Raw genomic sequence first — 19,618 nt, forward strand, 5'->3', positions numbered from 1 at the left:
GTGTGGGAGAGTAGGACACCGCCGGACAACACCACACGGTCGAGCCCCCCAACCACCCGGTTGGGGGGCTCCCGCACTTAACAAGCACCTACGGACATGAGCGCCCTTCGGCCCTACGCGCGTCTTCCAGCGGGCCGGATACTGGCGGCATGCGCACGGACGTGCCGGTCGTCCTCGACGGCCTGACCAAGCGGTTCCATCGGACCACGGCCCTCGATGCCGTGAGCCTCGAGATCGAGCCCGGGGAGGTCTTCGGGTACCTGGGGCCGAACGGCGCCGGGAAGACCACCACGATGAGGATGCTCGTGGGGATGCTGCGCCCCTCCGCCGGCTCTGCGCGGGTGTACGGACTCGACACCTGGCGGCAGGCGGTCGCCGTCCACCGCGCGGTCGGATACGTGCCCGGGGAGCCGGCGCTCTATCCGCGGCTCACGGGGCTCGAGCACATCGACTACCTCAGCCACCTCCGGGGCCGCGCCGACCGTCCCATGGCCCGTGCCGTCGCCGAGCGGCTCGGGCTGGACCTGACGCGGCGCAGCCGCACGCTCTCGCGCGGCAACCGCCAGAAGCTGGCCATCGTGCTCGCCCTCATGTCCGCTCCCCGCCTCCTCATCCTCGACGAGCCGACGAGCGGGCTCGACCCGCTGGTCCAGCGCGAGTTCCACGCCCTGCTGCGCGAGCACACCCAAGGAGGCGGCGCCGTCCTCCTCTCCTCCCACATCCTGGGCGACGTCCAGCGCGTCGCCGACCGGATCGGCGTCGTGCGGGAAGGCCGGCTGGTCGCGGTCGAGCGCCTCGCCGACCTCAGCGGGAAGTCGCTCCACCACGTGCGGGCCTCGTTCGCGGACGGGGTGCGGGCCGAGGACTTCGGGGGCATCCCGGGCGTGCGGGACCTGGAGCTGCGGGGCTCGATTTTGACGTGCAGCGCCCCGCAGTCGGCCCTCGACGTCCTGCTCAAGCGCGTCAGCGGCCATGCTGTGCTCGACTTCGAATGCGCCGAGGCGGAGCTCGACGAGATGTTCCTGGCCTACTACTCAGGAGACGGCCATGCTGACCAGCGTGCTGCTCAAGACGCTGCGTGACCAGTCGAGGGCCCTCCTCGGGTGGGCGGCAGCCCTCATCGTCATCGTCGCGATGTACGTGGCCATCTGGCCCAGCATCCGGGACCAGCCGTCCATGAACGCCTTCCTGGACCAGATGCCGGACGCCCTCCGCAACCTCTTCGCCATGTCGGGCGCCGACATGTCCACCCCGGTCGGCTACATCAAGATCGAGCTCCTGTCCTTCATGGGGCCGATCGCCGTCCTCCTCTATGCCATCGGCACGGGAGTCGGCGCGATCGCGGGGGAGGAGGAGCGCCACACGCTCGAGTTCCTGCTCGCCGCGCCGGTCGGCCGGCCGCGGATCGTGCTCGAGAAGGCGGCGGCCATGGCCGTCGGGACCGCGTTCCTCGTGGTGGTGATGGGCGCCGCCCTGCTGTGGGAGGGCACCTGGACGGGCATGGACCTGCCCGCAGACCGCGTCTTCGCCGCGATGGCCCACTTGGGGCTGCTCGGCCTCGTGTTCGGCTCCTTCGGGCTCGCGCTGTCCGCCGCCACGGGGCGGCCCGGCCTCAGCAGGGGCCTCCCCGTCGCCGTGGCCGTCCTCGCCTACGCGGTCAGCGGCCTCGGTGGGGTGGTCGACTGGCTGAAGCCCCTCCAGAAGTACTCGCCGTTCTACCAGTACTCGGGACATGACCCGCTCGTGAACGGCCTCGACTGGCCGAGCGTGGGCATCGCGGCCGCGACCGCGGCGGTGCTCGTCGCGGCCGCCGTGGTCGGGTTCCGGCGCCGGGACACCGCGGTCTAGGCGAACCAGTCGACGACGCGGGCCAGCATGCGCCGCCCCTCCTCCTCGAACGCGGCGTCACCCACCTCGCGGGACCACACGATGGTCCCAAGGGCCTGCAGGATATTGTCCAGCCGCCACGAGTCCGACTCCTCGGCCGGCTCGCGGCCGTAGCCGGCGTAGAACGCCGCCCGCAGCCCGCCGCCGTCGTGCCCGGCACCGTCCTGCTCGCCGCCGTCTCCGGTCGAGCCGGAGCCTGCATCCTGGGAGGGCTGGAACCACTGGTGCTCGAGGCGGACGAGGTCGGTGACCCAGGGCCGGTAGCCCGAGCGGCCCCAGTCGATCACGTGCACGAGGCCGCCGGCGGCCGGGTCGCCGTCCACGACCCAGTTCCGCGGCGTGTAGTCCCCGTGGGTCGCGGACAGCCAGCGGGGCGCGCTGCGGTGTGCGGCCGCGAGGCGCTCGGCGGCGCGCAGGTGTCCGGGCGGCGCGAGGCCGGCCGCGCGGGCGAGGAAGTCATCGACCTTGTTCAGGACGGCGGCGTCGTAGCCCGTGGTCTGCTCCCGGGGCACGTGCACGCGGGCCAGGAGCTCGCCGGCCTGCCGGAACACCTCGGGCGAGCGCTCGTGCGGGCTTCCCGCGACGAGGTTCCCCGGGAGCCACGAGGCCGCGACGACCCCCGCCCGTGTGTCCGCGTGGAGCAGGCGTGCGGCGCGGGGCGGCGTCAGGGCCAGGAGCGGGCCGGTCATCTGCCGGTGCGCGCGGGCCTCCCGGATGAGGTGGTGCTTCGTCTCGGAGGCCTTGACGACCACCGGGCCGCCCGCCGTCCTCAGGCGCAGCACCGCGATGCCCTGGAGCCCCCACGAGAGGTCCTCCTCGAGGACCCAGCCGGGGAACCACGCGTCGACGACCGCCCGCTGGGGCGGAGTCAGGGGCGTCGCATCGGGCACGCCTCCACGCTACCGGCCGGCGAAACGATGAGTACAGGACGGTGCAGGCGCTCCGCACTGTGCTCTCCCCAGCATTTCCGGGGGAGGCGGGCCGCCGGGGCAGCAAGTGGGATGATCGCTCCCACATTGTGCCCGGTGGGGCCCGCTCGGGGCCCAAAACGGGCCAAAATGCCCGGAAACACGGGGGAATCTGCTGGCCCTGCCCGTCTTAGCTGGTAAGTTGCCGTAACAGCAGCCCCCGGCGAACAGGCTGAGGGCTGACGTGGATAACCCAAACGTCCAGGAGGACACATGGCTAAGAACCGTAGCGAGCTGGTTGCAGAGGTCGCCGGCAAGACCAGCCTCAGCCAGGCTGCAGTCAACGGTGTGCTCGACGCACTGTTCGAGGTCTTCGAGACCTCCGTTTCCAAGGGTGAGAAGGTCAGCATCCCCGGCTGGCTCGCCGTCGAGCGCACCGAGCGTGCCGCCCGCACCGGCCGCAACCCGCAGACCGGCGCCGCGATCGAGATCCCGGCTGGCCACAGCGTCAAGCTGACCGCCGGCTCCAAGCTGAAGGCCGCTGCCTCCGGCAAGTAGGCGCTTCGCCCCAAGACCACCCCGGGAGGGGGCAGCGGCATCCCGCCGCTGCCCCCTCCCGGCGTCTGCCCCTCCCGGCGTGCGCCCAGCGCGGTGGGGGACAATGGTGGGGTGCCACGTTCTGCCCTCCCTGCCCGTCCGCCCGCCGTCACCCCCGCCCCCACGGGTCCAGCGGGCCTCGGACGGGGGTGGTCCGTCGCCGCACTCGCCGTAGCCGTCGCCGCGGTCGTGGCCGGCCTCCTCTTCTCCGGGGCCGCCGCCGCCCGCCAGGTCCTCGACCCCGGGGCGCTAGTGCGCTGGGGGCTCCCCATCGCCACGACGGTGCTCAACCTCTCGCTCGCCCTCGTGATCGGCGGCATCACGTTCGCGGTCGGGATCCTCCCGCACTCCGCGCGGCCCCGTCGCTCCCACGGGGGGACGGCCGACGCCGGCCCTGCCGGCCCCGAGGCCGCGTCGCCGGACGCTTCGGGCGCCACCGACGAGCATCCCGCGTTCTCCCGCGCCCTGCGCGCGGCGACGGGCGGCGCCGTGGCGTGGACCCTCAGCGCCATCGCGGTGCTGGTCTTCACGCACTCCGACCTCGTCGGGCAGCCACTCTCCGGCGGCTCGGACTACACGAACCAGCTCGTGTACTTCATGACGAACCTCGACGTGGGCAGGGCATGGCTGGCCACCGTGATCATCGCCGCCGTGGTCGCCACGCTCCTGGTCGCCGTCCGCTCGCTCACCGGGCTCGCCCTCACCGGCATCCTCGCCGTGATCGGCCTGGTCCCCATGGCGCTGATCGGCCACTCCGCAAGCTCGAGCGACCACGAGGGCGCCGTCAACTCGCTCTTCCTGCACCTGGTGGGCGCCGCCCTCTGGGTCGGCGGCATCGCCGTCCTGGCCCTGCTGGGCCGCACCCTCGCCGGAGGGCCCGACCGCAGGGACCGCGCAGGTGCCGCAGCCGGCGCGGGCCGGGGACGCGGCGTCGTGCGTGCGGCCGACGCGACCGAGGCGACCCTGCGGCGGTTCTCCGCGCTCGCGCTCTTCGCCTTCCTGCTCGTGGTGGCCTCCGGCGTCATCAACGCGCTCATCCGCCTGCCCGACCTCGGGGCCCTGTTCACCTCCGCCTACGGCCAGCTCATCCTCGCGAAGGCCACCCTCGCCGTGGTGCTCGGCGGCATCGGATTCATGCACCGCCAGTGGGTCATCCCGCAGCTGGGGCGAGGCGCCTCCGCCCGGCGCGTGCTGTGGCAGCTGATCGGGGTCGAAGCCGTGGTCATGGGCGTGGTCTCCGGGCTCGCCGTCGCACTCTCCCGTTCCGCCCCGCCGGAGCCGACCACCTACGCCCCCGATGCCTCGCCCGCGTTCATCCTCACCGGCTACGAGCTCCCGCCCGAGCTGACCCCCTCGCGCTGGCTGACCGAGTGGCGCGCGGACTGGCTCTGGGTCGCCGTGGCCGTGTTCGGGGCGGCCACCTACGCGCTCGGCATGGTCAAGGTGGCCCGGCGCGGGGACTCCTGGCACTGGGTGCGGGCAATGTCCTGGTTCGCGGGGCTGATCGTGCTCACGTACATCACGAGCGGGCCGCCCGCGGTGTACGGGCGGGTGCTGTTCTCCGCGCACATGGTGGACCACATGATGCTCACCATGGTCGCGCCGATCTTCCTCGTGCTCGGCTCGCCCGTGACCCTGGCCCTCAAGGCCCTCACACCGCGGCGCGACGGCAGCCGGGGGCTGCGCGAGTGGCTGCTCGTGTTCGTGCACTCGAAGTGGTCCCAGCTCGTCACGCACCCGCTGTTCGCGGCCGCGAACTTCGCGGGCTCGATCATCCTGTTCTACTACTCGGACCTGTTCGGGTACGCGATGCGCGACCACGTGGGCCACGAGCTCATGAACCTGCACTTCACCCTCACCGGGTACATCTTCGTGCTCACCATGATCGGCTCCGACCCGCTCCCGCGGCGCTCCCCGTACCCGCTCCGGCTCGTGCTGCTGCTCGCCACCATGGCCTTCCACGCGTTCTTCGGCGTGACTCTCATGGGCTCCAACGTCCTGCTCGAGCCGAGCTTCTTCGGCAACCTGGGCAGGACGTGGGGCGCGTCGGCGATCGTCGACCAGCAGACCGGCGGCGGCGTCGCCTGGGGGATCGGTGAGATCCCGACCCTGGTCGTGGCGATCGGCGTGGCGGTCATGTGGTCCAAGTCCGACGACCGCGAGACCCGCCGCCGCGACCGCGCCGCAGACCGCAACCACGACGCCGACCTCGACGCCTACAACGCCATGTTCACCCGCCTCCAGCAGCGCGACGAGGCCCAGGGCCGCTAGCGCCGGGCCGCGGAGACACACGGCGTCATGCGCGGAAGAATGCCCGGGATAATGGGGTTGAACCCCAAGGGCGCGCATCATGCCGCCGCGCCCCAGACGATGTGCCGCAAGAAGGAGTGCCAGTGACCGCAGAATCCACCGAGGAACAGCGCAGCGCGGACGCCCTGCGGACCTCCCGCCGGGTCCGGGCCAGCGAGCTCGGCGGCCGCGCCTGGCTCAACACCGGAGGCAAGGACCTCGACCTGGCCGCCCTGCGCGGCAAGATCGTGCTCCTCGACTTCTGGACGTTCTGCTGCATCAACTGCCTCCACGTCCTCGACGAGCTCCGCCCCCTCGAGGAGAAGTACAAGGACGTCCTCGTCACGGTGGGCGTCCACTCGCCCAAGTTCGAGCACGAGGCCGATCCGGTGGCCCTCGCCGCCGCCGTGGAGCGCTACGACATCCACCACCCGGTCCTGGACGACCCGGACCTGCTCACGTGGCAGGCATACACAGCCCGCGCGTGGCCCACGCTCGTGGTGGTCGACCCCGAGGGCTACATCGTGGCCCACCTCTCCGGCGAGGGGCACGCCGGCGGCCTCGGCGTGCTCATCGAGGAGCTCGTCGCGGAGCACGAGGCCAAGGGCACGCTGCACCGCGGCGACGGCCCCTACGTGGCCCCCGAGCCCACGGCCGGCACCCTGCGGTTCCCCGGCCAGACCGTGCCGCTCGAGAACGGCAACTACCTCGTGGTCGACACCGGCCACCACCGCCTCGTCGAGCTCCGCGCCGACCTCGAGACGGTCGAGCGCGTGATCGGCTCCGGCACAAAGGGCTTCCTCGACGGGCAGGCCGAGGTCGCCCAGTTCAACGAGCCGCAGGGCGTCGCCGTCCTGCCGGCCTCCATCGCCTGGCAGACCGGCTACGAGGCGGTCGTCGCGGACACCGTCAACCACCGCCTCCGCGGCGTGACCCTCAGCTCGGGCCACGTGCAGACCCTCGCCGGCAACGGGGTCCAGCGACTCCTCGACGCCGGGCCCGCCCGGGTCAACGGCGACGGCGCCGGCACCTGGGCGAAGGCCGGCCCGGACGCGGGCGCCGGTGCGGCTGCCGCGGACGGTGAGCCCCATGACGTCTACGCCGGCGACATCGAGGACATCGGCTACCTGGGCCACGGCACCAACGTGTCCCTCTCCTCGCCCTGGGACGTGGTCTGGAGCGAGAAGCTGCAGAAGGTCGTCGTCGCGATGGCCGGCACTCACCAGATCTTCACCTTCGACCCGCTCACGGGCGTCGTGGCGATCCTCGCCGGCTCCGGCCTCGAGGGCCTGCTCGACGGCCCCGCCCCGCAGGCCTGGTTCGCCCAGCCCTCCGGCCTCGCCGTGGATCCCTCGGGGGACCTGTGGGTTGCCGACTCGGAGACGTCCGCGCTGCGGCGCGTGCGCCTCGGCGATGCGGACGCGGACGGCCAGCCGGCGGTCACGGTCGAGACCGCCGTGGGCCGCGGCCTGTTCGACTTCGGCTTCCGGGACGGCGCCGCGGACACGGCACGCCTCCAGCACCCGCTCGGCGTCGCCGTCCTCCCCGACGGCTCCGTGGCCGTGGCCGACACCTACAACGGCGCCGTGCGCCGCTACGGCCCCTCCGGCAGGAGCGGGGACGCCGCCGAGGGCGCCGGGAGCGTGACGACCCTCGCCCGCGGGCTCGCCGAGCCGGCCGACGTCGTGGTGGTCACGCCCGCCGACGGGGAGCCGCTGCTCCTGGTCACCGAGACGAACCGGCACGAGCTGGTCCTCCTGCCGATCCCGAAGGACGCCCAGCAGGTCGACGAGGGCGAGCGCCAGACGCAGCGTCCCAAGACCCCCGTGGCCGCCGGGCCCCTCGGGCTCACCGTGCGGTTCAAGGCCCCCACCGGCCAGAAGCTCGACGACCGCTGGGGCGACCCCACGCAGCTGAAGGTCTCCTCCACCCCGGCCGAGCTGCTCCTCGCGGGCGGCGGCACCGCCCAGGGGCTCGTGCGCACGCTCGAGCTCAACCCCGAGGTGGCCGAGGGCGTCCTGCACATCACCGCCCGCGCCGCCGCCTGCGACGGCGCCCCCGGCGAGGAGATCCCCGACCACGCCGCCTGCCACCTGTACCAGCAGGACTGGGGGATCCCCGTGGTGCTGCGGGAAGGCGCCGACTCGGACCTGGTCCTGGACCTCCGCGGCCTCGACTGAGGTCTCCCCGCGCACGACGGCGGGCCGGTCGCCTCGGGTGACCGGCCCGCCGTCGTGCGTCCGGGCGGCGGCTGGCTGTGCCTGGCGCTGCGAAACCGACCGGCTTTGGGCCGCTGGACGCCCGATCCACCGGCGCGCCGGGCCGACACGCCGACAGGGGCCGCGAAAGCCGGTCAGGTCTGCAGGCGGCCCCTGGCCTGCGCGGCCGCCAGCCGACGGAGTGCGTTGTCCACATGGAGGGCCAGGGGCTGCGACACGGGCCGCCGCCTCCCCAGCATGGGAGCATGGATCCCCAGCTCGCCCAGCGGCTCCGGCACTTCCATGGGGTGGCGGCCCTCAAGGAGCTCTGCGGGGGCCGGGTCCCCCGGGCCGCCGTGCGCCGGGCGGTGGAAGACGGGGAGCTCGAGCGCCCCCGGCACGGGCTCTACGCCCTGCCCGGCGCCGACCCGCGGTTTGTGCAGGCCCGCAGCTCCCGGTCCCTGCTGACCTGCGTGAGTGCCGCCGGGCTCTACGGGCTGTGGGTCCTGGTGCCGCCGGGGCCGGATGCACGGCTGCACCTCGTGCGCTCGACCGGGGCGGACAGCCCCGATGCCGTGGTCCACCGCGAGCGCCAGGTCCCTCCGCATCCGACGGCCCCGGGCGCCGGCCTTGCGGACGTGGTCCTCCACGCGCTGCGCTGCCTGCCGGAGCTCGAGGCCCTCGTGATCGCCGAGTGCGCGGTCACCCAGAAGGGACTCCCGCTCAGCGTCCTGCGGGGTCACCTCCCGGGCGCCCGCAACGGGCGGGCCCGCGCCGTGCTCGAGCTCGTGGACAGGGGCGCGGACTCCCTGCTGGAGACGGTCGCCAGGACACTGCTGAGGAAGGCGGGCTTCCACGTCGAGGCCCAGGTCTGGATTGACGGGATCGGCTGGGTCGACCTGCTCGTCGAAGGCTGGATCATCGTGGAGCTCGACGGGAAGACCCATGAGGAGCGGGTCCAGCGGGGCGAGGACCGTGTGCGCGACCGGGAGGCGCAGCTGCGGGGGCTCGCGACGCTGCGCTACGGGTACGCCGACGTGGTGCACCGGTCCTGGGTGCTCGTCGAGGAGGTCTCCCGGATCCTCGGCGGCCGCCCGCTCGTGCCCGGTGCGGAACCGACCGGCTTTGAGCCGCTGGACGCCCGATCCACCGGCGCGCCGGGGCCGACACGCCGGCAGGGGACGCGAAAGCCGGTCGGATTCGGTGGCTAAGGCGCTGCGCACCCCGCCAGGGGCGCTACTTGAGCTGCGGGGTCACCGTGATGGCGCTGTCCGAGACGTCGAGGCGTGCCCCGAAATCGAAGTCCACGTCTGCGGACAGCGGCGAGGCCGCTCCGGTGAACAGGTCGATCGCCGTGGCCTTCAGGTGCGCCCTGCCCTTGAGCGGGGCGAGGGCCCAGTGTCCCTGGTAGGGCTCCACCGAGACCTTGGGGTAGGAGGACACCGACCACGCGATCGTGCCGTCCTGGATCCGGGTGTTGGTCGCCAGGGAGAAGGGGCAGTCGGGCTCGAGCCGCTGCTGCTGGGTGGCGGTCTTGGCGCAGTCGTCCAGGTAGCCATGGATCTTCGTGTCGATCGCCGAGACGAGCTGCGGCGTCGCCTTGGTGGCAAGGTTCAGGGGGACGGCGGTACCGGGGGAGGACACGACGACGGAGCGCGGGTCGGCCTCGAACTGCTGCCCCGAGAGGGCCCCGACATAGGAGCCCGGGAAGAACACGGGGAAGGTGTTGTGGCCTCCCGGCATGTTGACCGTGGCGCCATTGAGGGTGGCGCGGGTCGAGTTCACGACCGTCGCGTCGATGGTGGGCAGGGTGCCCGGGGCGATGGACCAGCGGGGGAAGAAGATCCAGTCGGTGCCGGTGCGCTGGATCGAGAACTTGGTCTCGTGGGCCTGCCCGTCCACGCTGTAGCGGACCGTGACGGCCGCGCGGTCGCCGTCGGACGACGTGGTCTCGTAGGCGAGGTCCTTCACCCGGCTCATGGAGTCCTTGAGCGGGGCGCCGTTGAGCACGGCCGCGCTCCCAGGGGGAACCTTCGCGTGCAGGAGCCCGAGGGCGAGGCCGCCGTCACCGTCCCTGAGCGCATCGATGTAGGCCCGCACCGGCTCGGCGGGCCCGGCGGCGGTGTTCTTGACGACGGTGACCGCCACCACCGAGGCGACGATGGCCAGCACGAGCGCCAGCAGCCAGGCGGCAGCGGTCCGTAGGAGGGCGGGGCTGGTCTGCACCGCTATACCCTACCAACGCCGGGGGCGGCCCCAAGCGGACAGCCCCCAGTGGCCGGCGGTCAGGAGAGCAGCGCCGCCATGACGGCCATCGCGGGGACGGCGACCACGGTGGTGATGAGCACCGTGTCCTTCGCGACCACGATCCCGTGCCGGTACCGCTGCGCCGCGATGTAGACGTTCTGCGCGGTCGGCAGCGCGGCCGTCACGACGGCGGCGAACAGCTCGTGGCCGCCCAGGCCGAGGGCGAAGCGCGCGAACGCGAAGGCGATGAACGGGTGGACCACGACCTTGAGCACCGAGGCGAGCGCGGTGTCGATGCGACGGCCCTCGTCCGCCCTCAGCGGCCGGGAGCCGTGCAGCGAGATGCCGAAGGCCATGAGCATGGCGGGGATCGCGGCACCGCCGATCAGGTGGATCGGCTGCATGATGAGCTCGGGCGGCGTCCAGTGGGTCGCGGCCAGCACGAGCCCGATCATGGATCCGATGATGTTGGGGTTCGTCACGATGGGGAGCACGAACTGGGCCGCGCGGGCCAGCCCCGGCTTCGCGGTCGCCGTCGTCCCGTCGAGGACGAGCAGGTACGAGGGCGTGAAGAGGGCCAGCTGGAAGATCAGCAGCGGCGCCACGAAGCTCGCGTCTCCGAGGACGAACACCGAGATCGGGATGCCCAGGTTGCCCGAGTTCGCGACGGAGGCGCTCATGGAGGCGATGAGGGCCTCGGGCGTGCTGCGGCCCCTCAGCCACCTGAAGACGACGAGGGAGACGATCCCGATCGCGGTCGAGCTGACGGCGATGACGAGCAGGTGCGTGGAGAACACGGCCCGCAGGTCCGAGTGCGCGAGCGTCTCGAGGAGGAGCGCGGGGCTCGCGACGAAGAAGGACAGCCGGCTCAGGACGGCCTGTGCGCCCTCGCCGAGGATCCGTCGCCGGGCACAGAACCATCCGACGCCGATGATCGCCCAGACGACGGCGAACCCCTCGAGCACGCCTAGCATGGGCGGCTGCCCAGGCGGCAGGTCGGCAAACGGGTCGGCAAACGGTTGCAGAGGGGCACGGCCTCAGCCTAGCGCCCGCCCCCGGCGGCGCCTGCGAACTAGTTCAGGTGCGCCTGGATCGCGAACGGCGGGCGCAGCATGCCGGGGCCGTGGCCCTCGGCGGGGTCCGTGCCGAGCTCGACGACGCGGTTGTCCGCGTCCACGTGGACCACGGTGGGCACGAACTCGCGCGCCTCGTCGTCGCTCATCGAGGCGTACGTGATGAGGATGACCAGATCGCCCTCGTGGATGAGGTGCGCCGCTGCGCCGTTGATCCCGATGACGCCGGAGCCGCGCTCGCCCGCGATGGTGTACGTCTCGAGGCGGGCGCCGTTGGTGATGTCGACGATGGACACGAGCTCGCCGGGCAGGATGTCCGCTGCCTCGAGCAGGTCAAGGTCGATCGTCACCGAGCCCACATAGTGGAGGTCAGCGTGCGTGACCGTGGCGCGGTGGATCTTGGACTTGAACAGTGTGCGGTTCATCGCCCTCGATTCTACTCCGTGCGTCCCGGGCGCACTGTGGGATGCGTCACCGCATCCCGCTGGCCCCCGGGGCCGCCTCAGCTGCGGCTCAGGACGCGGCCGAGGATCGCATCGGTGAGCGCGTCGGCGGCCGCCGAGTTCGCCAGCGGATTGCGGATGAGGGTGAAGTCGACGTCCCCGACCGGCGGCAGGTCGAAGCGGTGGGTGATGACCGCGAGGTCGTCGGGGACGAGGGTGGTGGGCATGACGCCCACGCCCAGGCCGGCACGGATGGCCGCCAGCACGCCGGCGATCTGCTTCGTGCTGCACGTGACCTTCCAGGTCCGCCCGCTGGCCTCGAGCGCCTGGATCGCCAGGCTCCGGGACAAGCTCGGGGCTGGGTAGACGACGAGGGGCACGGGGTCTGCGGGATCGAGGGCGGTCTGCTCGACGCCGACCCAGGAGAACGAGTCGTGCCGCACCACCGTGCCGTCCTGGGCCCCGGCCACCCACTTGATGAACACGAGGTCCAGCTGGCCGGCCTTGAGGCGGCGGTAGAGGTCGTCGCTCTGGCTCACCGTGAGCTCGAGGTTGAGCTGGGGGTACGCGCGGCGGAACTCCCGCAGGATCTTCGGCAGGCCCGTGATGGCGAGGTCGTCCGCCGTGCCGAAGCGCAGGCGCCCGCGCATGGCCTCGCCCCGGAAGTAGCGCGCGGCGTCGTCGTGCGCCGCGAGGATGGCGCGGGCGAAGCCGGCCATCGCGTCGCCGTTGTCCGTGAGCCGGACGCCGTGCGTGTCCCGCACGAGGAGCATCCGGCCCGCGGCCTTCTCGAGCTTGGCCACGTGCTGGCTGACGGTCGGCTGGGCCAGGCCGAGCCGCTCGGCCGCGAGCGTGAAGCTCAGGTGCTCGGCGACCGCGAGGAAGCTGCGCAGGTGGGCGGGGTCGAAGGTGGGGGCGGCCATGGGGCCATCCTCCGCCCGCACATTGCGGAACGCAATAGCAGTAAGAGAGGAAATAGCCTTCCACAATCCCTCGCGCCGAGCCTACGGTGGAAGGAGTCGATCGACACCGGCCCTCCCGAACGAAACCAGGACTCTTCCGTGACCTCGCCCAGCCCAGCCCTGCCCTCAGCCAGCTCGGAACCCCAGCCCTCCCTCGCCGGCTTCTCCCAGCCCTCCCGCCCTGCGTTCCCGCCCACCGGGCCCCTCGCCGTGGCCGCGGAGCGCCTGCCGTGGCGGCACACGTTCATCTCCCTCAGCGTCCCGAACTTCCGGATGTTCGCCGCCGCGCACTTCGTGGCCGTCGTCGCGCTGTGGATGCAGCGCATCGCCCAGGACTGGCTCGTCCTCCAGCTCTCGGGCTCGGTCACGGCCGTGGGCGTCACCGTCGCGCTGCAGTTCGCGCCCGTGCTCCTGCTCGGGCCCTGGGGCGGCCTCGTCGCCGACCGGTTCTCCAAGCGGCGTCTCCTGCAGATCTGCGCCCTGGGAGCTGCCACGTGCGCGGCGGGGCTCGGCACGCTCGCGCTCACCGGGGCCCTCGCCGTGTGGCACGTCTACGGCATCGCCCTCGTGCTGGGCCTCGTGACCGTGCTCGACCAGCCCGCGCGCCAGGTGTTCGTCAACGAGCTCGTGGGCCCCAGGTACCTCCGCAACGCCATCAGCGTCAATTCGACCAACTTCCAGCTCGGGGCCCTCATCGGCCCGGCCGTTGCCGGCTGGCTCCTCACGGCCGTGGGCGGCGGCTGGGCGTTCGTGGTCAACGCGTTCGCATGCTGCGGCACCGCCGTGATGCTCTCGCTCCTGCGCAAGGACCAGCTCGTGGTCGCCCCGCCCACCCCGGCCGCACGCGGCATGCTCCGCGAGGCCGTGGCCTACGCGTGGCGCAAGCCCACCATCCGCTGGCCCTGGGTCATGGCCGGCGTGGTCTCCCTCTTCGCGATGAGCCTGCCGGTGCTGCTCGCGGCCTACGCCGACCACGTCTTCGCCGTGGGCGCGAGCGGGTACGGGCTGCTCAACACCATGGTCGCCGTCGGGGCGCTCACTGGCGCGATCGCCTCGGCCCGCCGCCTGCAGCTACGGCTGCGCACCGTGGTGGGCGGCGCGGGGCTGTACGGCGCGATGCTCGCGGCCGCGGCGTTCGCGCCCTCGCTGCCGCTGTTCTGCGCGCTCGTCGCGGTCTCCGGGTTCTGCGCGCTCACCTTCCTGACCTCGGCCAACCAGATGGTGCAGACGAGCGCCAACGTGGGCATCCGCGGGCGGGTCATGAGCCTGTACACGATGGTCCTCATCGGCGGACAGGCCCTCGGCGGCCCCCTGCTCGGCGCTCTCGCCGAGCACCTCGGCGCCCACCTGGCCATGCTCGTCTCCGGCGCGGTGCCGGCCGTCGCCGCGTTCGGGCTCGCGCTCTGGCTCCGGAGGCGCCCGGCGGAGTGAGCCGGACCGCCCGAGGCGGCAGGCCGGCGTCGTGCATCCGCTCGCGGACGACGCCGGCCTGCCGCCTTCCGCGTGCACCCCGCCCGCCGCCGGGAGGGGCGTGCGGCAGGCACCGAAAAGCCCCCGGTCCAGTGGACCAGGGGCGGAAGAGAGCGGCCGACGGGAATCGAACCCGCGTATCTGGCTTGGGAAGCGAGCGCTCTGCCATTGAGCTACGGCCGCGTGGCCCCGAAGGGCTTCACCCAGCTTACAACACGCGCGCGGGTGCTCCGCGCACCCTTGCCGGCGACGCGCTGCGCCCCCGGCGGGCGGCGCGGGCCGGGCCGGTCCCGGGGAGGGCAGGCCGGACGCCTCAGGCGGCACCACGGCGCCGCGCCTCGCGGTAGGCGGAGGGCGGCATCCCCACGATCCGCGCGAAGTGCGCGCGCAGGTTCGCCGCGGAGCCGACCCCGGCGCGCTCCGCGACCCGCTCGACGGGCAGGTCGGTCTCCTCCAGGAGCCGCCGCGCCGAGTCGATGCGCCGCTCGAGCAGCCACTGCGACGGCGACGTGCCGGCGGCCGCCTCGAACCGCCGGTAGAAGGTGCGGCGGCTCATCCGCGCGCGGCGGGCCATCGCATCGGGACGGATCGGCGCGTGCAGGTTCTTTTCGGCCCAGTCCATCGCATGGCGGAGGGGATCCGGGGCCAGCGGCCGCGCGACCGACTCGAGGTACTCGGACTGCGCCGCGCCGCGCCGCTCAACCACCACCATGCGCCGCGCCACGCTCGCCGCGACGGCGTCCCCGAAGTCCTCGCGCACGAGCTGCAGGCACAGCTCGATGCCGGCGGCCGTGCCCGCGCTCGTGTAGACGCCGGCGTCCGAGGTGAGGAGGACGTCCCGCCGGAGCCTGACCCGCGGGAAGGACGCCTCGAAGTCCTCCCAGTTCATCCAGTGGGTCGTCGCGTCCCGCCCGTCGAGGAGCCCGGCCTGGGCCAGCAGGTACGCCCCCGAGCACAGCGACGCGATCCTCGCCCCGCGCCCGGCCGCCGCACGGAGTTCGGCCAGCAGCGGCGCCTGCGCGGCGCGGTCCACCTGGAGGCTGCGCTCGCAGGCGGGGACCACGATCGTGTCCATCTCCCGCAGCGCCGCGAGCGGTGCGGCGGACGACGGCGCGAGGCCGGCCGCCGTCGCGATCTCGCCGGGCTCGCCGCGCACCATGGTGAGCTCGTACCACGGGTCATGGAGGTCCGGACGGGCGATGCCGAACACCTCGCAGGGCACCGCGAGCTCGAAGATCGGCAGGTTGTCCGTCAGGACGAGGCCCACGCGGTGGGCGGCCGGCGACGCTGGGCTCGGTGCCATGGCACAAATCTAGCGCTGTGCGGCACGGTTCGCACTCGTCGGCCGCAGCCCGGATTCCTAACGTGGGGTGCATGAGCGCCGACACCGCAGCCCCCACCGCCGCAGCCGGAACCCTCGGCCGGGTCCGGGGCCTCGCGTACTACCTCGGAGCGGTCCTGGGGACCGGGGTGATCGCCCTCCCCGCGCTGTCCTACCGGGCCGCGGGGCCGGCGAGCCTGCTCGCGTGGGCGGGGCTCGTGCTGGCCTCGGTGCCGATCGCGTGGACCTTCGCCTCCCTCGGCCGGAGGCTGCCGGATGCCGGGGGAGTGTCGACCTACGTCCGGCGCGCCTTCGGCGACTACTGGGCCACCGCGTCGGGCTGGTGGTTCTATCTCACGATCCCGTTCGGGATCCCCGCGTCCGCCCTGTTCGCGGGACAGTACGCGGCGCACGCCCTGGGGGCCCCGCGCTGGGCGGCCCTGGCCGCGGCCGGCGGCATCACTGCCGCGGTGCTCGGGGCGGTCTGGGCGGGAGTGCGGACGTCCTCGACGCTCCAGCTGGCCCTGGCTGGCACGATCCTCGCGGTGGTGATCCTCGCCGTCGCGGCCGGCCTGACGCGGGCCGACGCGAGCCGGCTCGAGCCGTTCGCGACGCACGGCTGGAGCGCCGTGGCGCCGTCCGCGGCGCTGATCGTCTGGGCCTTCGCCGGCTGGGAGGCGATGAGCTACCTCGGCGGCCAGTTCCGGAACCCCGAGCGTGACCTCGGGGTGGTGACGGCGCTCGCCCTGGCCCTGGTCGGCACCCTCTACCTCGCTCTCGCCACCGTGTCCGTGCTCGCGCTCGGGGACGCCGCCGGCGGCGATGCGCCGCTCGCAGCCCTGCTCGGCTATGCCCTCGGCCCAGTGGGCGAGGCGCTCACGGCCGCGCTCGCCGTCGTGCTCACGCTCGGCACCCTCACGAGCTACGCGACCGGCGCCGCCGAGCTGGGCCGCTCCCTCGGGCAGGCGGGGTCGCTGCCGCGGTGGTTCGGACGGGGGCGGAACGCGCTGGTGGCCGTGACGGCGCTGAGCACCGCGGGGCTCGTGGTCCTCGGCGCCGGAACGGACACGACCGAGGTGCTCGTCCGGTTGGTGACCGCGGCGATCGTCTCGGTGTACGTCGCCGGGCTCGCCGCCGCGCTCCGCCTCCTGCCCGGACTCGGGCAGCGGGCCGTCGCGGCCGCGGGACTCGCCGCCGTCGCGGCGATCGCCGCGACCTGCGGGTGGTACCTCGCGTGGCCCGCGGCGCTCGGTGCCGGCGCGGCGCTGTGGAGTGCGCGGGGACGTCGGGGCGCCGCGCGTACAGTGTGACGTCGCAGGGATCGGGCCGAGGGCGGCGCGCGGCCCAGCCTCCCCACAGTCCACGGCGCTAGCGTTGACGCCATGCCTGAACTGCGCATCCTCGGCGTCGACATCGACAGGACCTTCGGCGGCCGCCACGGCCACTTCATCGTGGACCGGCACGAGCTCGAGAACCCCAAGACCCAGCGGGCGTTCCAGCGGGTCTACTGGATCCTCCTCGCCGAGGTCGCCGTGGGGATCGCAGCGGTGGCCATCGCCGTCGTGCTCCAGGTCGGCGGCACGGACGTCGGATTCGCGGCGTGGTTCCGCGGCGTCGTGGTGCTCCTGATGACCCTGACGCTGTTCTTCTTCGCCTGGCGCGCCCGCCACGGCTACTACTGGGGCTACCAGCGCCTGCGCCTGTTCAGCCAGATCTTCCCCGTCGTCTCCCTCGTCGTCGCCACGATCCCGGGCCTCTACCCCTACTGGATGGTTGTGGAGCAGATCGTCTTCGCCGTCCTCATGATCGGCGTGGCGGACGTGCTCACCAACGACCACATGCGCGCCGCGTTCATGTCCCCGAAGCGGCGGGCCGAGCTGCGCGAGGAGCTCCGCCGTGGGGCCCCCGGCGCCTCGGATGCCTCAGCCCGCTCCCAGCCGAATCCCAGCTGATCGGCCTAGCGTTCGCCCATGGCAGCGGCCGAATACTCCGTCCTGGTCCGGCGCACCCCCGAGGACGTCTACGCGTTCCTGGCGGACGGCCTCAACAACACCGTGTGGCGCCCGGGCGTCCGCTCCGTCGCCCACGCCTCGGGGCCCGCGGGCCGCGAGGGCGCGGTGTACTCGCAGCGGATCGCCGGCCCGGGCGGCCATGAGATCGACGGCGACTACGAGATCACCGAGGCCCGCCCCGGGGAAGTGCTCCGCTTCCACGTCATCGCCGGTCCCGCCCGGCCGCGCGGCGTGTTCCTCCTGAGGCCGGAGCCGGGCGGGACCAAGGTCTCCTTCGCCCTCTCCCTCGAGCCGACCGGATTCCTCAAGCTCATGGGCGCCATGGTGCAGAAGACGATGGACCACGAGGTCGCCCAGCTGGAGAACCTCAAGGCTGCGCTCGAGCGGTAGCCCCTGCGCGGCAGCAGCCCGCGCGCAGCCGTGCATCAGTCCGGCCGTGTGCCAGTCCGGCTGCATGTCAGCCCAGCCGCAGGCCGGACCAGCCGGTGGCGAGCACGCGCGGGGCGCCGAACGCGCCGTTCGCCACGGGCCAGTAGGCGAGCGAGCCGTCCGTGCGCAGGGCCGCGATGCCCACGCTGCCGGCGCCGTCGAGGCCGCGCAGCACCCGGATCGGACCGGTGGTGCCGGCGGCGGTCGCGACGACGGGTCGGCCCTCGTTGACGAGCTGCTCCTGCCCGAGCGAGCGGTAGAGCACCAGCGCGCCGTCCGAGCGCTGCACCACGAGGTCCTCGAGCCCGTCGCCGCTCGCGTCGAGGATCGCGAGGCGCCCCGCGGGGACCCCTGTGGCGATCAGGGCGCGCTCGTGGATGTCCCCGGCACCGCGGTTCGGGTAGAGGTACAGGTTGCCCGAGGGGTCCAGGGCCAGCAGCTGGGGGAGCCGGTTGGCGGCGCACCACTGGCCCGTCGCGACGGTCATGGTGTTCCAGCCGGACAGCCCGAGCGTCGTGGGGGCGCCGTACGATCCGCCCGCGAGGCCCGGGTAGAGGACCAGGCGCCCGTCGCCCCACTGCACGAGGAGGTCCAGGATGCCGTCGCGGTCCCAGTCCACGCTCTGGACGGACGTGGCGCCGCCGAACCCGGTGCCGAGGGTGGTCGCCGTGGTGCCGAGCTTCCCCGCCGTGGCCGGGTAGGCGACGATCGATCCCGCCGAGTTCAGTGCCACGACGTCCGCCGCGCTGTGGAGTGAGGCGCGGGAGGTGTCCTGCGTGGTGGGCTGGAAGCGGCCGGGCGCGGCGCACAGCTCCGCACCGCCCGGGGTCACAGAGCCGCCGGGAGGCGGGTTGACGGGAACGGGCGCCGGCGTTGTGGGTCCCGGCGTGGGCGTCGGGGTCGGTGTCGGGGTGGGGGTGCCTCCCGTCGAGCCGCCCGGCGCCGCCGTGGTCCCGGCCGGCACCGTCGTGTAGCCGAAGAAGTCCACCACCCCCCACATCGCGTACCTGTTCGGGGTGGCCGGGTAGGTGCCGTTCGTGAAGGTGATGCCAATGCCCACCACGCTCATCCGCGGGTCGAGGAGGATCGCGTTGTGCGCCGGCGAGTTCTTCCACCACTGGACCAGCTGCGCGGCGTCCCGGTCCCACCGCACCGCGATGACCTCGCCCGCGCCGTTGTCCGGGTTCAGCGCCCGCGGATCAGTCCAGAAGCTCGCCCGGTGCTCGATCACCTCGCGGCTCGCGATGCTGTCGCTCCACTCCTGCGCGAGCCCCTGCACGCTCAGGTGGTAGCGGACCGGCTTGAGGCCGTTCTGCGCGCGCCAGGCGTTGATGGCGTTGAAGACGGCGAGGACCTCGGACGAGTTGTCGTCGCGGACCAGGTTGGATGTGTCTCCCATGGGCGCAGCGAGCGGGTTCACCGCGGTCACCGACGGGTCGAGGACGGCCGGGCCTGTGGCCGGGCCGATCGAGGCGACCGGCGGCGGGGCGGCCTGGGCCGGGGCCGCCTTGGCCAGGCGCACGTCGAGGCTGTCGGGCGCGGACGCTCCCGGCGAGGGAGAAGCGGTCGGCGCGGGGCCGGCGTCGTGCGCCGCTGTGACGGACGACGGCGGGGCGGCAGCGGGGGCGAGCGCGGCACCGACTGCTGCGGCCAGCACGGCGACGGTCAGGACGAGACGTCGCATGAGTTGTTCCTCCCCGTGGCGGGCGCCCAGTCCCACCAACCCCGAGCGTCACCCTAGCCCCGTGCGTCTCAGGGCAGCAATGCCTCGCGCAGCCTGCG

General features: G+C 73.2%; 17 protein-coding genes and 1 tRNA gene. 10 read left to right on the forward strand and 8 right to left on the reverse strand.

Annotated elements, in window-relative coordinates; translation table 11 throughout:
• Window positions 1–149: 149 nt before the first annotated feature.
• Window positions 150–1,082 carry an ABC transporter ATP-binding protein gene (locus tag ACVWWH_RS17665; protein ID WP_066500623.1) on the forward strand — a complete coding sequence of 311 codons (933 nt, stop codon included), beginning with the start codon at window positions 150–152 and terminating at the stop codon, window positions 1,080–1,082.
• The gene (locus tag ACVWWH_RS17670) at window positions 1,048–1,848 is read left to right on the forward strand and encodes an ABC transporter permease subunit (RefSeq protein ID WP_066500621.1); all 801 of its coding nucleotides are present in this window, start codon (window positions 1,048–1,050) and stop codon (window positions 1,846–1,848) included. Before ACVWWH_RS17665 ends, ACVWWH_RS17670 begins: the two co-directional genes overlap by 35 nt.
• Here the strand turns inward: ACVWWH_RS17670 and ACVWWH_RS17675 are convergent.
• A complete protein-coding gene (locus ACVWWH_RS17675) occupies window positions 1,845–2,777 on the reverse strand; it encodes an aminoglycoside phosphotransferase family protein (protein WP_066500617.1) in 933 nt (310 codons plus the stop codon). The genes ACVWWH_RS17670 and ACVWWH_RS17675 overlap by 4 nt on opposite strands.
• Before the next feature lie 291 nt (window positions 2,778–3,068).
• Between ACVWWH_RS17675 and ACVWWH_RS17680 the strand changes: the two genes are divergently transcribed.
• The 4 genes from ACVWWH_RS17680 to ACVWWH_RS17695 all read left to right on the forward strand — a co-directional run bounded on the left by ACVWWH_RS17680 (window position 3,069) and on the right by ACVWWH_RS17695 (window position 9,090).
• Entirely contained in the window at window positions 3,069–3,353 is a 285-nt protein-coding gene (locus ACVWWH_RS17680) for an HU family DNA-binding protein (protein WP_066500613.1), read from the forward strand.
• A gap of 111 nt (window positions 3,354–3,464) precedes the next feature.
• Window positions 3,465–5,663 (forward strand): cytochrome c oxidase assembly protein, encoded by a 2,199-nt coding sequence (locus ACVWWH_RS17685; protein ID WP_457317447.1) that lies wholly within the window; start codon window positions 3,465–3,467, stop codon window positions 5,661–5,663.
• Between the two features lie 122 nt (window positions 5,664–5,785).
• A complete protein-coding gene (locus ACVWWH_RS17690) occupies window positions 5,786–7,861 on the forward strand; it encodes an NHL domain-containing thioredoxin family protein (RefSeq protein ID WP_457317448.1) in 2,076 nt (691 codons plus the stop codon).
• A 284-nt stretch (window positions 7,862–8,145) separates the two neighbouring features.
• Window positions 8,146–9,090 carry a type IV toxin-antitoxin system AbiEi family antitoxin domain-containing protein gene (locus ACVWWH_RS17695; protein WP_457317449.1) on the forward strand — a complete coding sequence of 315 codons (945 nt, stop codon included), beginning with the start codon at window positions 8,146–8,148 and terminating at the stop codon, window positions 9,088–9,090.
• A 25-nt stretch (window positions 9,091–9,115) separates the two neighbouring features.
• Here the strand turns inward: ACVWWH_RS17695 and ACVWWH_RS17700 are convergent, their stop codons facing one another.
• The 4 genes from ACVWWH_RS17700 to ACVWWH_RS17715 all read right to left on the reverse strand — a co-directional run bounded on the left by ACVWWH_RS17700 (window position 9,116) and on the right by ACVWWH_RS17715 (window position 12,565).
• The gene (locus ACVWWH_RS17700) at window positions 9,116–10,105 is read right to left on the reverse strand and encodes a hypothetical protein (RefSeq protein WP_457317450.1); all 990 of its coding nucleotides are present in this window, start codon (window positions 10,103–10,105) and stop codon (window positions 9,116–9,118) included.
• A gap of 59 nt (window positions 10,106–10,164) precedes the next feature.
• Complete coding sequence (locus ACVWWH_RS17705) at window positions 10,165–11,100, reverse strand: AEC family transporter (protein WP_066500602.1); 936 nt, start codon at window positions 11,098–11,100, stop codon at window positions 10,165–10,167.
• A gap of 98 nt (window positions 11,101–11,198) precedes the next feature.
• A complete protein-coding gene (gene panD, locus ACVWWH_RS17710; protein ID WP_457317451.1) occupies window positions 11,199–11,624 on the reverse strand; it encodes an aspartate 1-decarboxylase in 426 nt (141 codons plus the stop codon).
• Between the two features lie 77 nt (window positions 11,625–11,701).
• Window positions 11,702–12,565, reverse strand: a complete 864-nt coding sequence (locus ACVWWH_RS17715) for a LysR family transcriptional regulator (protein WP_307114897.1) — start codon at window positions 12,563–12,565, stop codon at window positions 11,702–11,704.
• 138 nt (window positions 12,566–12,703) lie between these two features.
• Here ACVWWH_RS17715 and ACVWWH_RS17720 point away from each other — a divergent pair, with 138 nt between their 5' ends.
• Entirely contained in the window at window positions 12,704–14,035 is a 1,332-nt protein-coding gene (locus ACVWWH_RS17720) for an MFS transporter (protein ID WP_457317452.1), read from the forward strand.
• 151 nt (window positions 14,036–14,186) lie between these two features.
• On the opposite strand, the gene ACVWWH_RS17725 is transcribed toward ACVWWH_RS17720, so the two are convergent.
• Window positions 14,187–14,257: transfer RNA gene (locus tag ACVWWH_RS17725), tRNA-Gly, on the reverse strand.
• Window positions 14,258–14,387: 130 nt separating this feature from the next.
• On the reverse strand, window positions 14,388–15,377 hold the full coding sequence (locus ACVWWH_RS17730) for a GlxA family transcriptional regulator (RefSeq protein WP_457317453.1): 990 nt from the start codon (window positions 15,375–15,377) through the stop codon (window positions 14,388–14,390).
• Between the two features lie 71 nt (window positions 15,378–15,448).
• Between ACVWWH_RS17730 and ACVWWH_RS17735 the strand changes: the two genes are divergently transcribed.
• From ACVWWH_RS17735 to ACVWWH_RS17745, 3 genes are all read left to right on the forward strand, one after another.
• Window positions 15,449–16,705, forward strand: a complete 1,257-nt coding sequence (locus ACVWWH_RS17735; RefSeq protein ID WP_457317454.1) for an APC family permease — start codon at window positions 15,449–15,451, stop codon at window positions 16,703–16,705.
• Window positions 16,706–16,777: 72 nt separating this feature from the next.
• Window positions 16,778–17,347: a hypothetical protein gene (locus tag ACVWWH_RS17740; protein ID WP_457317455.1), complete on the forward strand. Its 570-nt coding sequence runs from the start codon at window positions 16,778–16,780 to the stop codon at window positions 17,345–17,347.
• Window positions 17,348–17,365: 18 nt separating this feature from the next.
• Window positions 17,366–17,797, forward strand: coding sequence for an SRPBCC family protein (locus ACVWWH_RS17745; protein WP_457317456.1), 432 nt, complete (start codon window positions 17,366–17,368; stop codon window positions 17,795–17,797).
• Window positions 17,798–17,864: 67 nt separating this feature from the next.
• On the opposite strand, the gene ACVWWH_RS17750 is transcribed toward ACVWWH_RS17745, so the two are convergent.
• Window positions 17,865–19,520: a CAP domain-containing protein gene (locus ACVWWH_RS17750; RefSeq protein ID WP_457317457.1), complete on the reverse strand. Its 1,656-nt coding sequence runs from the start codon at window positions 19,518–19,520 to the stop codon at window positions 17,865–17,867.
• Between the last annotated feature and the right edge of the window lie 98 nt (window positions 19,521–19,618).

This window comes from Sinomonas sp. RB5 (assembly GCF_054063535.1).